The sequence below is a fragment of the Tsukamurella pulmonis genome, assembly GCF_900103175.1.
Taxonomy (GTDB): domain Bacteria; phylum Actinomycetota; class Actinomycetes; order Mycobacteriales; family Mycobacteriaceae; genus Tsukamurella; species Tsukamurella pulmonis.
The window spans coordinates 4,586,669-4,598,507 of the sequence record NZ_FNLF01000002.1; the positions used below are offsets into that span (position 1 = coordinate 4,586,669).

Genomic DNA, 11,839 nt, shown 5'->3' on the forward strand with positions numbered 1-11,839 from the left:
CGCATCACCAGATCATCGGAACTGGCCTTCCGCCTGCGGAAACACAGGGCATGCGCGGCGCGCATGGCTTCCGCGAACGACTACCGGCCTCCACAGACCTGACCGGCGAGGCTCGCGGCGCACCCCGGACCGGCGACGCACCGTCGAACGGGCTAGAACCAGCGCTCCAGCACGCGCGCGACACCGTCATCGAGATTGGTCGCGGTCACCACGTTCGCGGCGCTGCGGGCCACCGGGTGGGCGTTGCCCATGGCGACGCCCATGCTCGCCCACTGCAGCATCGCGGCGTCGTTGGGCATGTCGCCGAAGGCGGCGGTGCGGACGTCGCCGGCGAGCCCCAGGTGCTCGATCGCGAGCCGGATGCCGGTGGCCTTGGTGACGCCGGGGACGTGGAACTCGATCAGCCCGTTGTTGGTGGCGTAGGTGACGTCGGCGAGACCGTCCAGGTGCGGGGCGATGCGGGCGTGCATCTCGTCGGAGGTCATCCCCGGCTGCCGGACGAGCAGCTTCACGGCGGGATGCGCGAGCACCTCGGCGTCGGCGGCGGTCACGGTGTCCGGTTCGAGCCAGGCGTGCTGGTAGCCGGTGGACGCGGCGAAGCGCGGGGTCGCGGTGTCGTGCTCACCGTGAGCGACCCGCTCGGCCGCGAACCCGGCGCCCGGGAGATGCCGGTAGACCAGCTCGGCGACGGTCTCGAGCAGCTCCGGCGACATCAGCGCCGCCGAGACCACCCGGCCGGAGCTCGTGTCGTAGAGCACCGCGCCGTTGGCGCACACGGCCAACGGCGCGAAGTCGAGCTGCTCGGCGATCGGGTCGACGGCTCGCGGCGGGCGACCGGTGGCGAGCACGAAGTGCCCGCCGGCGTCGCGGACCGCGTTCACGGCGACGTGGGTGCGCAGCGTCAGCCGCTCGTGATCGTCGACGAGGGTGCCGTCGACGTCACTCGCGACCAGGATCGGCGCGGCGCCGAGGGCCTCGAGCCCGGGCGCCTCCACCGCCGTGCCGTCCGCAGCCGCACCGGACACGGGAGCGCCGGGGCCGAACTCGGAATCGGGGGCCTCAGGCACCGTCGGCCTGACGTTCCTCCCGCTGGCGGCGACGCTCGTCGAGATCGGCGGCGTCCATGGCCTCCGCCTCCTCCAGCGTGGGCGCGCTCCCGCCCAGGCGCGCGGGCACCCAGGGCTCGCCCTGCGGGTGCGGGCCGTAGAGGTCCTGCAACTGCAGCAGCATGGTCTGCATCTCGTCCTTGAGCCGCGCGGTCAGCTCCTCCGGCGGCCCGACGGGATCGAGCGGATCGCACACGCCGATGACGACGCGGAACTTGTTCCGGCCGAGCTTCTTGGGCAGCCCCTTGGTCCAGATCTGCTGGGCGCCCCACACCACGACGGGCACGATCGGCACGTTCGCCTCGATCGCCATGCGGGCGGCGCCGGACTTGAAGCCCTTGAGCTCGAAGCTGCGGCTGTGCGTGGCCTCGGGGTAGACGCCGACGAGCTCGCCGGCCTTCAGCGCGTCGACGGCGGCCGAGTACGCCTCGGCGCCGGCCTCGCGGTCGACGGGGATGTGCCGCAGCGCGCGCATGATGGGCCCCGACTTGGAGTTGTCGAAGACCTCCTTCTTCGCCATGAAGCGCACCTTGCGGCGACCGGCCTCGTACGCGGGCTTCCCGGCGAAGGGGAAGTCCAGGTAGCCGGTGTGGTTGATGGCCACCACAGCTCCGCCCGTGCGGGGGAACTTATGGAAGTCCACCTCGGTGAACTTGATGCCTTGGAAGGCCCACATGCCGCGGGCAACTTCGAGAATCGATCCGTAGACGGGTTCCACACCGTCAGCGTAGCCGCGCGGCCGACTCCGCGGTGTGTCAGCCGGAGGTCGGGGCGCCCATTACGCTGTAGCGGTAACGAACACAGGCGAAAGGTTCCACAGTGCAGGTCACCAGCGTCGGGCACGCCGGTTTCCACGTCTCCACCGCCGCAGGCACCATCCTGTGCGATCCGTGGGTCAACCCCGCGTACTTCGGGTCGTGGTTCCCCTTCCCGGACAACACGCAGTTGGACTGGAAGACGCTGGGCGACGTCGACTACCTCTACGTCTCCCACCTGCACCGGGACCACTTCGATGCGCGCAACCTCGCGGAGAACGTCAGCAAGGACGCCACCGTCCTGCTGCCCGACTACCCCGTGCCGGACCTGCGGCGCGAACTGGAGAAGCTGGGCTTCACGAAGTTCTTCGAGACGCAGGACTCGGTCAAGCACACGGTCAGCGGCCCCAAGGGCGAGCTCGACATCATGATCATCGCGCTGCGCGCCCCCGCCGACGGCCCCATCGGCGACTCGGGCCTCGTCGTCTCCGACGGCGAGACGGTGCTGTTCAACATGAACGACGCCCGTCCCGTGGACATGGAGGTGCTCGACGAGTTCGGCGGCGTCGACGTGCACCTGCTGCAGTACTCGGGCGCCATCTGGTACCCGATGGTCTACGACATGCCCAAGGGCTCCAAGCGCCGCTTCGCCGAGCAGAAGCGCCAGCGCGGCATGGATCGCGCCCGCAGCTACGTCGACCAGGTCGCCGGCACCTGGGTCGTGCCGTCCGCGGGCCCGCCCGCGTTCCTCGATCCCGAGCTGCGCTACCTCAACGACGAGGGCCGCACGGACCGCGAGACGATCGGCGGCGACCCGTCGAACATCTTCCCGGACCAGATCACCTTCCTCGAGGAGATGCGCAAGAACGGCAACGACGGGGGCCTGCTGATGATCCCCGGCACCGTCGGCGAGTTCCGCGGTGAGGAACTCGTGTCCCTCACGCACCCGGTCTCCGAGGCCGAGGTGATGGACATCTTCGAGAACAAGACCGCCTACCTCGACGCCTTCGCCGCGCGCCAGGCGCCGGTCCTCGAGGCCGAGAAGGCGTCCTGGGCGCCGAACGACGGTGAGCCGCTGCTGCCCGCCCTCAAGGCCAAGTTCGAGCCGATCATGCAGGCGTCCGCGCTGATCAGCGATGGGATCGGCTACCCGGTCGGGCTGGAGATGGCGGATTCGACGGGGGCCGTCGAGACTGTCGTGCTCGACTTCCCGCAGCGCATCGTCCGCGCTCCCGAGGAGGGAGACGGCAAGTACCGGTACGGGTTCCGCATCGCCGCCGAGCTGGTGCGCACCGTGCTGCGCGACGACGAGCCGGACTGGGTGAACACGATCTTCCTGTCGACGCGGTTCACCACGTGGCGCATCGGCGGCTACAACGAGTTCCTCTACACCTTCTTCAAGTGCCTCACCGACGAGCGGATCGCCTACGCCGACGGCTGGTTCTCCGAGGCGCACGACGACAACGCCTCGACCGAGCTGGACGGCTGGGAGGTGCAGCGCCGCTGCCCGCACCTCAAGGCGGACCTGTCGAAGTTCGGCGTGGTCGAGGGCGGCAAGCTCACCTGCAACCTGCACGGCTGGCAGTGGGATCTGGAATCGGGCCGCTGCCTGACCTCGAGCGGGCACGAACTGCGTGCGAAGAAGCTGACATGAGCGGGCCGCGGCGTCCCAGCAACCGGCAGCGCGTCGAGGACTACTACGGCGTGCACGACACCGGCATGGGCTCGCGCCCCGCGCCCGCCGCGGGCGGTCCGCCGCCGCAGGGTGGTCCGACGGTGCCGCCGCCCGCCGGTCCGCCCCCGCGTCCGGTGCAGGGCGCGCAGCCGCGCCGCGTGATCCCGCCGCCGGAGGAGCAGGTCGCCGCGAAGGCCGCGCGTGCCGCGGGCGGTGCGCCGACGCCGCCCGGAGCACCGTCGGGCCCGCCGCCCGGTGCGCCCGCACCCGAGGCGCCGCGGAGCAAGCCGGACCCGCTGACGGACCCGCTCACCTCCGAGACCTTCCAGGGCGTGCAGCCCGCGTCGGACACGTTCGAGGCCGGAGTGGTCGGCGACTACGGCTACAGCGCCTCCCCCGGCCCGCAGGCGCCGAGCGCGTCCGCGACGTCCTTCGACGGCGGCTTCGACCAGTTCGCGCCGCCCCGCTTCGAGCCGCGTGCTGAGGGCGCCTGGTCCGACGCGACACCGTCGCACGCCGACGGGGAGACCTACGAGGCGACGTTCGAGGCGCATCACGAGTCGGAGACGCTCGACGAGCCCGACGAGTCGTACATCGACGTCGAGGTGGTGGACGTGGAGGTGCACGTCGCCCCCGAGCCCGTCGCGCCTGAGCCCGCGGCGGAGGCGGCGCCCGAGCCCGCGGCGGAGGACGTCCCGGCCGCCGACGATGCGGCGGTGGACGACACCGACGGTGCGGCCGACGAGGTCCCGGAAACGGACGTCGCGGCTGCTGCGACCGGTGCCGAGGCGCCCGACGACATGCACCACGCGGAGTTCGCCGAGCACGAGGCCGTGCCGGGCGATCGGCCCGAGGCCGCCGGCGACGCCGTGACGGAACCGACCGTTGCCGCGCCCGGTGCCGCCGATGCGGATTCCGATGGCACGGTCGATCCGGGCGCGGAGGAGGTGGATTCCGCCGCCGAGGACGCCCCCGCGACGGAGCAGGCGCCGCCGCGCTTCGCGGAGCCGCTGGCGATCGATCCGTTCCCGTACACGCAGATCGACGAGACCTACGTCGATGCCGAGACGCTGGAGAGCATCCAGCACCTGCAGGCCCCGCACGAAGCGAAGGAACCCGGTGACATGACGGAATTCAACGAGTCCCTGACCGAGGCCATGAACATCGACGGCGCGCTGGGTGTGGCGCTCGTGGATGCGCAGAGCGGCATGGCGCTCGCGACCGCGGGCGACCCCGCCGAGTTCAACCTCGAGGTCGCGGCGGCGGGCAACTCCGCGCTGGTGCAGGCGATGGGCCGCACGCTCGGCGATCTGGATCTCGACGATCACATCGAGGACATCCTCATCACCCTCGGCACGCAGTACCAGATCGTCCGCCCGATCAACCAGGGCACCGACGACCTGTTCCTCTACCTGGTGCTGGACCGCTCGCGCGCCAACCTGGCGCTCGCCCGCTTCCGCCTCACCAAGCTCGCCGAGACCATCGAACTCTGATCCTCACCAGCGCTTCATCGCTTAACATTGGTAAATGATCGCCGTCCGTCGCGACCTCGTCGCGATCAGTTGGGTCCTCCCCCTGCTCGTCCTGGTGAACTCAGTCTTCTTGCTGCGCGGCACGATGCTCGGGGTCGACGAGTTCGACACCACATGGCCATGGATGTCCGGTGTGATCCTGTTCGGGCTGTGGGTGTCGTACCTGGTCGTTTGGTTCCGCCGGACGAGGACCTTCTCGTGGCGCCTGCTGTCGATCCCGCTCATCGGCGTACTCGCCCTCGCACTCGCCTTCACCGACACTCCGCGACGTATCCAATGGATCTACGACGAACCGCGACTCACCGCCGCCGCCCGGCAGGTTCTCGCGGATCCGCGGATCGAGTTCAGCGACGACGGCGACCGTCGCGTCGGCACGCTGCGGGTGCTTCGGACGGCTAAGGCGGGCGGGGCTGTCCGCTTCGCGATCCCTCCCACCGACACCACGACCGGAGCCAGCCACCTCGAGTACCGCCCCGACGGCAGCGAGCCGTCGACGGGCAGCGGCTCCGTCGCGAGGAGGCTCAGCGCACAGTGGTGGCGCGTCATCGGGTTCTAACCCGACGATTTCGCAACGAGCGCGTGTCCGAAGCCGAATTCGGCCTCGGACCGCCGATCAGTGCGAAATCTCCGCGTACGAACCCCTACGGGCGCAGGACGTCCGTGCCGATGAACGGCTGCAGTGCCGCGGGGACGCGGACGGAACCGTCGGGCTGCTGGTGGTTCTCCCAGATCGCGACGAGCCAGCGCGTGGTCGCGAGGGTGCCGTTGAGGGTGGCGGCGATCTGCGGCCGGCCGTCCTCGTCGCGGTAACGGATGCCCAGGCGACGCGCCTGGAAGGTGGTGCAGTTCGAGGTCGACGTGAGCTCGCGGTAGCGGCCCTGCGACGGCACCCAGGCCTCGCTGTCGTACTTGCGCGCCGCCGACGAGCCCAGGTCGCCCGCCGCCACGTCGATCACCCGGTAGGGCACCTCGACGGCCGCGAGCATCTCCTTCTCCCAGTTCAGCAGGCGCTGGTGCTCGGCCTCCGCGTCCTCCGGCTTGCAGTAGACGAACATCTCGATCTTGTCGAACTGGTGCACGCGGATGATGCCGCGGGTGTCCTTGCCGTACGAGCCGGCCTCGCGCCTAAAGCAGCTCGACTGCGCGGCGTAGCGCACGGGGCCGTCGGACAGGTCGAGGATCTCGTCCATGTGGTAGCCGGCCAGCGGCACCTCCGACGTGCCGACCAGGTACAGGTCGTCGGCCTCGAGGCGGTAGATCTCGTCGGCGTGCGCGCCGAGGAAGCCGGTGCCGGCCATCACCTCCGGCTTGACCAGCACGGGCGGCACCATCAGCGTGAAGCCGTTCGCCACGGCCTTCTGCACGGCGAGCTGCAGCAGCGCCATCTGGAACAGCGCGCCGTGGCCCTTCATGAAGTAGAAGCGCGAACCCGAGACCTTGGCGCCGCGCTCCATGTCGAGCAGGCCCAGGCCCTCGGCGAGCTCCAGGTGGTCCTTCGGGTCCTCGATCTCGGGGATCTCGCCCACGTGCTCGAGCACCTCGAAGTCGTCCTCGCCGCCGGCGGGCACCCCGTCGATGATGACGTTGCCGATCTTGCGCGCGACCTCGTCGAAGGCCTCGTCGGCGCGCGCCTGCGCGGCCTCGGCCTCCTTGACCTTCCCGGCCAGCTCGCCCGCGGCGGCGACGAGGGCCTTGCGGTCCTCGGGGGCCGCCTTGCCGATCGACTTCGACGAGGCCTTGTGCTCGGCCCGCAGGGTGTCGGCCGCCAGCACCGCCGCCCGACGGTCCGCGTCCGCGGACAGCAGGGCGTCGACCAGCGACGGGTCCTCTCCACGGGCGCGCTGCGAGGCGCGCACACGGTCGGGGTTCTCGCGTACCAGCTTGACGTCGATCACCGGACCAGCCTATTACGGCACCGTCGGGCGGCCCCAACCCGACACCACACACCCGTCCCGGCCCGGACCGGGCATGATGGAAGGCGATGGCCGACGACACCGATACCCAGTCCACGCCCGCCGAGAAGACCAGCCGCGCCGGCGCGCTGCCCGTGCGCGCCGTGCTGGCCGCGGTGATCGTGGGTGCGCTCGCGATCGGCGCGGGCCTGTACTTCACGGGCGCGTTCGAACCGAAGAACGAGGAGAAGGCGCCGCGGCTCGCGGCCGCGGGCACCACGCTCGCCCGGTCCAAGCCCGGCACCTGCCTGACCTGGGACAAGGATCCTGCTGTCATGGCCCCCGTCGATTGCCTTCAGCCGCACAAGTTCGAGGTCGCGGGCGAGCCCGCGCGCACGCTGCCCGAGAACGCTCCCTATCCGACGCAGTCGGTGATCGCCGCGCAGCGCGACCAGCTGTGCCCGCCCGTGGTCACCGAGTACCTCGGCACCCGTCTCGATCCGAAGGGCCGGTTCCAGATGGCGCTGCTCGCGCCCGGGGAGAAGGCCTGGGAGTCGGGCGACCGGACGATGCGCTGCGGCATCCAGGTCTCCGACGGTGCCGGCCAGCCCACGGAGGTGCGGGGCAAGGTCGTCAACCAGGACAAGTCGCTGACCTGGCCGCCCGGCACCTGCATCGGCCTGGACGACCGCGGCCAGTTCTCCGGTCCGGTCGGGTGCGCGCAGCCGCACGGCATCGAGGTGACCGCGGTGATCGACATGCGCCAGGCCTTCCCCGACGCGTCGTGGCCCACCGAGCGGCAGCAGGAGGACTACCTGAGCAGGATCTGCCCGTCGCGGACGACCGGGTGGTTCGGCTCGCAGGACGGGTTGCGGAAGTCGGGCCTGCAGCTGGCGTGGAACAAGCTCTCGCAGCCGTCGTGGACCGCCGGCTCGCGGTCGGTGATCTGCTTCCTGGCCTCGTCGAAGGACGGGCGGACCTTCACCCCGATCACGGGGTCGGCGAAGTCCCCCGACCTTCTCATCGACGGCAAGAAGCCCGTCATGCCCACCTTCCCCGGCGCCGCGCCCGCCTCGACGCCCGCCCCCGGCCGGTAGCCGTGCACGTCTCCCGCCGCGCCTTCCAGGAGTGGGTGTCGGACGCCCTCGACGACGTCCCGCCCGAGCTCGCCAAGGCCATGGACAACGTGGTCGTGCTGGTCCGTGACCGCAACGAGGAGGAGCCGACGCTGCTCGGCCTGTACGAGGGCATCTCGCTCACGGAGCGGGACTGGAACTACGTGGGCACCCTCCCGGACACCATCACCATCTACCGCGAGGCGCTGATGGACGTCTGCGACACCGAGGAGCAGCTGCGGCACGAGATCCGCGTGACGGTGCTGCACGAGATCGGCCATCATTTCGGAATAGACGACCACCGACTCCACGACCTGGGCTGGGCCTGACCGGCCGGGTGCCACCCTCCGGAATCGCCGCCACCGACTCCACGACCTGGGCTTGGCCTGACTCCGGCCGAGCCGCTCCCACCCCCGCACCGAGAGGACGCCATGCCGACCCCGCACAACTCCGCCGCCCCGGGCGATTACGCGCCCGCCGTCCTCATGCCGGGCGACCCGCGCCGCGCCCGCCGGATCGCCGAGACGCTGTTCGACGACGCCCGGCTGGTCAACGAGGTGCGGGGCATGGAGGCGTACACCGGCACCGTCGGCGGACGGCCGATCTCGGTGATGGGCTCGGGCATGGGTCTGCCCACCATGACGATCTACGCGACCGAGCTGTTCCGCGAGTACGGCGTGCAGCGGATCATCCGGGTCGGCACGACGGGCGGTTTCCCCGACGACATGGGGCTCGGCGACGTGATCATCGCGACTGCGGCGCATACGGATTCGGCGATCAACGATCCCCGCGTCCCGGGCCTGCGGTTCGCCCCAGCCGCCTCGTACCCGCTGCTGCGGGCCGCGGTGGACGCCGCCGAGCGGGCCGGGACTCCGGTGCGCGTGGGCACCGTGTTCTCGTCGGACCACTTCTACCTGGCCCGGCCGGGCCTGCACGAGGGGCTGCGCGATCACGGCGTGCTCGGCGTGGACATGGAGACCGCCGCCCTCTACGCCGTCGCCGCCGCGGAGGGGCGCGAGGCCCTGACCGTGCTCACGGTGAGCGATCACCTCTTCCGCGAGGAGGCCATGCCGTCCGACGAGCGGGAGAGGAGTTTCGCCGCCGCCGCGTCGATCGCGATCGAGGCCGCCTTCAGCTGAGGATCAGCCCATCGGGTCCAGGTGCGACGGGGCGTCGGCCCAGCTCACGAGCTCCCATCCGGCCTCGACGGGGCGGAGCACGATCTCGCCGGTGTTCGGCAGGTGGTGCCTGTGGGCGTAGGCACCGTCGACCCCGGACAGGTGGAAGCCGACGAGCCGGATTGCCGCCCCGTGGCTGACCAGGTAGGCGTCGCCGTGCGGCAGGTGCTCGGTGCGGATGTTCTCGACGGTGGGCAGGTACCGCGCGAGCAGGTCCTCGGCGCTCTCGCCGCCGGGCATCGCGGCGGTCGGCTCACCGTCGTACCAGCGGCGCACGACGTCCTGGAAGACCTTGATGGAGTCTTCGTCGTTGAACCCCTCGAGGTCGCCGGCCTGCACCTCGTGCACCCCGTCGATCACGGCGGTCGGGACGCCCCAGGCCTCGGCGATGTGGCCCGCGGTCTGCTGCGCGCGGCGCGCGACCGAGCTGAGCAGCACGGCGGGAGCGGCGCCGGGGCGCTCGGTGCCGAACCGCCGGGCCTGCTCGACCCCTTCGGGCGTGAGCGGGGCGCCGGGCGGCCGCGTGTCGAGGATCTTCGCGACGTTCGCCGTGGTCTGGCCGTGCCGGACCAGGTGCAGCAGCCCCGTCATCGCTCGCCCCTGCGCAGGCCGTCGAACCAGGACTCGGAGTCACCCGGGTCGACGGGGGCCGTTCCTGGGCCGCCCGGCCGGGGCCAGGAGCCGAGGAAGCGCAGGTCGTCGCAGACCCGGTGCAGCGCGCGCAGGGCCTCCCCCACCGCCGGATCGTCAATGTGGCCGACGCAGTCGAAGTGGAAGACGTAGCTGCCGAACACCGTTCGCTTCGGGCGCGACTCGATGCGGGTGAGATCGACTCCGCGCAGCGCGAATTCGGCCATCGCCAGCGCGAGCGAACCGGGCCGACTGGGCACGTCGAGAACCACCGCGGTGCAGTCGCTGCCGGTGCGCTCCGGCGCCGGACCCGGCTTGCCGCACAGCACGAATCGAGTCCGGGCGTCCGCGACGTCCGCGACGCCGGTGGCGGCCTCCGGGACCGCGTACATCTGCGCGGCCAGGGCCGTGGTGACGCCGGCCTCGACGCGATCCTCCGCCACGTCGAGGGCGGCGGCGGCGTTGGATGCGGCCGGAACCACCTGCGCCTGCGGCATGTTCGCGGCGAGCCACGCGCGCACCTGCGCGGCCGCCACCGGGTACGCGCCGATGGTCCGCACCTGATCGAGCGGCAGACGCGAGGCGATCGAGAACGCGACGGCGAGGTCCGTCTCGGCGAAGATCTGCAGCGGCGCACCGAATCCCAGCGTGTCCAGCGTCGGGGTCACCGGACCTTCGACCGAGGATTCGATGGGCACGCACGCGAGGTCGGCGGCACCGTCGGCGACCATCTCGAGGGCGACCACCTGGCTCGGGGCGCTGATCCTCTCGGCGTCGACGAGGTCGAACCCGGGCACCGTCATGGCGCCGCGCGCGGCGAGATCCTGGCACTGCAGCAGCGCCATCTCGGTGAACGTCCCCTCGGGGCCGAAGTAGGCGATGCGCGTCACGCCCCCGAGCCTAGCGGGCCGTCGTCATCCTGCGCCGCCGCATGGATTTAGTACAGTCATCCTGATCTTTGCAGAAATGGGGGACGGGGATGGCGTACGACGAGAATCCGCTGGACCGGATCAGCTCCGGGCCGGCACCGACGGGACCGAGCCCGTGGCGGTCGAACCGCCTGCCCACCGGCAGCCCGTACACCCAGGGCGGCCTGTACGGCACCGGCGAGGTGAAGCGCCGGCGCCGCCTCGGTCGCGCCGGCTGGATCACTCTCGTCGTCGCGATCGTCCTCGTCGCCGGGGCCGTGGGGTGGGCGGCGGTGTCCAAGCCCGGCGGAGCAGGATTCCCGTCCCCGATCGGCGACTCCGCAGCGCCCCCGCCCACGCCCAGCGTCGGGCAGGTGACCGGGAGCAGCGTCTTCACCACGGCACTGGCCTCGCCGCCCGGGTGCGCGCTCCCGCCGCTCGCCACCACCCCCGAGTCCGTGGAGGCCTTCGCACGCGCCGGCACCGTCTGCCTGGAGGCGGTGTGGAGCCTGCGCGCCGGGACCGTGCGCCCGTTCAGCTCCCCCGACGACGTCCCGCCCGGGACCGGCTGCTTCGCCGGCGTGCCCGTGGCCACCGTCGGGAACTGCAACGACGCCATCTACCTGAACGTGAACGGGGCGATCGAGGCCGCGGGGAACCAGGCGCCGCGCCTGCTGCAGTGGCTCGCCCTGGCGGTCGCCGGCCGGGCCGAGAACCGTGCGGGCGTCGCCGCAGACATCGGCGCGCTGATCCGGTCCGTCGACGGTGCCAGCCCCCTCGGCATCGAGTACCGCAAGCGCGACAAGGCGCAGAGCCTGTGCCTGTCCGGCGCCACGATCCAGCGCCTGGTGGACCACGGGATCACCCGGGCCGATGTCGCGCAGGCGTCGGCGCAGGCGCGAGTCTGGACGCTGCTCGGCGAAGGCGAGGACGGCCCGCGCATCCAGGCCGACACCGCGCAGCAGTGGTTCGACCGCGGCAGCCTGTCCCCGACGCAGGAGGTCTGCCGGACCGCGTGGACCGTCCCCGTCGACCAGGTCTCCTAGGC

12 protein-coding genes are annotated in these 11,839 nt (G+C 71.5%); 7 read left to right on the plus strand and 5 right to left on the minus strand.

The features are described from left to right. Positions 1 to 152: 152 nt before the first annotated feature. Both BLQ62_RS22450 and BLQ62_RS22455 read right to left on the minus strand, forming a co-directional pair. On the minus strand, positions 153 to 995 hold the full coding sequence (locus BLQ62_RS22450; RefSeq protein ID WP_068564637.1) for an HAD family hydrolase: 843 nt from the start codon (positions 993 to 995) through the stop codon (positions 153 to 155). Between the two features lie 64 nt (positions 996 to 1,059). Beyond that, positions 1,060 to 1,824 (minus strand): lysophospholipid acyltransferase family protein, encoded by a 765-nt coding sequence (locus BLQ62_RS22455; RefSeq protein WP_068563880.1) that lies wholly within the window; start codon positions 1,822 to 1,824, stop codon positions 1,060 to 1,062. 101 nt (positions 1,825 to 1,925) lie between these two features. On the opposite strand from BLQ62_RS22455, the gene BLQ62_RS22460 reads away from it, so the two are divergent. Genes BLQ62_RS22460 through BLQ62_RS22470 form a run of 3 tightly spaced genes read left to right on the plus strand, consistent with a single transcriptional unit; the run spans position 1,926 to position 5,624 of the window. Next, positions 1,926 to 3,515 carry a Rieske 2Fe-2S domain-containing protein gene (locus BLQ62_RS22460; RefSeq protein ID WP_068563878.1) on the plus strand — a complete coding sequence of 530 codons (1,590 nt, stop codon included), beginning with the start codon at positions 1,926 to 1,928 and terminating at the stop codon, positions 3,513 to 3,515. Beyond that, positions 3,512 to 5,029, plus strand: a complete 1,518-nt coding sequence (locus BLQ62_RS24290) for a roadblock/LC7 domain-containing protein (RefSeq protein WP_231857515.1) — start codon at positions 3,512 to 3,514, stop codon at positions 5,027 to 5,029. The genes BLQ62_RS22460 and BLQ62_RS24290 overlap by 4 nt, the downstream gene beginning before the upstream one ends. A gap of 34 nt (positions 5,030 to 5,063) precedes the next feature. Next, on the plus strand, positions 5,064 to 5,624 hold the full coding sequence (locus tag BLQ62_RS22470; protein ID WP_068563876.1) for a hypothetical protein: 561 nt from the start codon (positions 5,064 to 5,066) through the stop codon (positions 5,622 to 5,624). Between the two features lie 85 nt (positions 5,625 to 5,709). On the opposite strand, the gene serS is transcribed toward BLQ62_RS22470, so the two are convergent. Beyond that, positions 5,710 to 6,963 carry a serine--tRNA ligase gene (gene serS, locus BLQ62_RS22475; protein ID WP_068532068.1) on the minus strand — a complete coding sequence of 418 codons (1,254 nt, stop codon included), beginning with the start codon at positions 6,961 to 6,963 and terminating at the stop codon, positions 5,710 to 5,712. A gap of 86 nt (positions 6,964 to 7,049) precedes the next feature. On the opposite strand from serS, the gene BLQ62_RS22480 reads away from it, so the two are divergent. The 3 genes from BLQ62_RS22480 to deoD all read left to right on the plus strand — a co-directional run bounded on the left by BLQ62_RS22480 (position 7,050) and on the right by deoD (position 9,214). Continuing rightward, positions 7,050 to 8,057: a septum formation family protein gene (locus BLQ62_RS22480; protein WP_068532066.1), complete on the plus strand. Its 1,008-nt coding sequence runs from the start codon at positions 7,050 to 7,052 to the stop codon at positions 8,055 to 8,057. A gap of 2 nt (positions 8,058 to 8,059) precedes the next feature. Beyond that, positions 8,060 to 8,404, plus strand: coding sequence for a metallopeptidase family protein (locus tag BLQ62_RS22485; protein WP_068532064.1), 345 nt, complete (start codon positions 8,060 to 8,062; stop codon positions 8,402 to 8,404). A 102-nt stretch (positions 8,405 to 8,506) separates the two neighbouring features. After that, positions 8,507 to 9,214 (plus strand): purine-nucleoside phosphorylase, encoded by a 708-nt coding sequence (gene deoD / locus BLQ62_RS22490; RefSeq protein ID WP_068532061.1) that lies wholly within the window; start codon positions 8,507 to 8,509, stop codon positions 9,212 to 9,214. A gap of 3 nt (positions 9,215 to 9,217) precedes the next feature. Here the strand turns inward: deoD and BLQ62_RS22495 are convergent, their stop codons facing one another. Together BLQ62_RS22495 and pheA are read right to left on the minus strand one after the other, a co-directional pair. Further along, positions 9,218 to 9,844 carry a histidine phosphatase family protein gene (locus BLQ62_RS22495; RefSeq protein WP_068563874.1) on the minus strand — a complete coding sequence of 209 codons (627 nt, stop codon included), beginning with the start codon at positions 9,842 to 9,844 and terminating at the stop codon, positions 9,218 to 9,220. Next, a complete protein-coding gene (gene pheA / locus BLQ62_RS22500) occupies positions 9,841 to 10,773 on the minus strand; it encodes a prephenate dehydratase (protein ID WP_068532057.1) in 933 nt (310 codons plus the stop codon). Before pheA ends, BLQ62_RS22495 begins: the two co-directional genes overlap by 4 nt. An 89-nt stretch (positions 10,774 to 10,862) precedes the next feature. Between pheA and BLQ62_RS22505 the strand changes: the two genes are divergently transcribed. After that, positions 10,863 to 11,837, plus strand: coding sequence for a hypothetical protein (locus BLQ62_RS22505; RefSeq protein ID WP_068532055.1), 975 nt, complete (start codon positions 10,863 to 10,865; stop codon positions 11,835 to 11,837). Positions 11,838 to 11,839 lie beyond the last annotated feature (2 nt).

What these genes read in the sequence shown, in the direction of transcription:
- BLQ62_RS22470 (WP_068563876.1), top strand. Translation starts at nt 5,064, where the DNA reads ATGATCGCCGTCCGTCGCGACCTCGTCGCGATCAGTTGGGTCCTCCCC.
- BLQ62_RS22495 (WP_068563874.1), bottom strand. Translation starts at nt 9,844, where the DNA reads ATGACGGGGCTGCTGCACCTGGTCCGGCACGGCCAGACCACGGCGAAC.
- BLQ62_RS22505 (WP_068532055.1), top strand. Translation starts at nt 10,863, where the DNA reads ATGGCGTACGACGAGAATCCGCTGGACCGGATCAGCTCCGGGCCGGCA.
- BLQ62_RS22480 (WP_068532066.1), top strand. Translation starts at nt 7,050, where the DNA reads ATGGCCGACGACACCGATACCCAGTCCACGCCCGCCGAGAAGACCAGC.
- deoD (WP_068532061.1), top strand. Translation starts at nt 8,507, where the DNA reads ATGCCGACCCCGCACAACTCCGCCGCCCCGGGCGATTACGCGCCCGCC.
- BLQ62_RS24290 (WP_231857515.1), top strand. Translation starts at nt 3,512, where the DNA reads ATGAGCGGGCCGCGGCGTCCCAGCAACCGGCAGCGCGTCGAGGACTAC.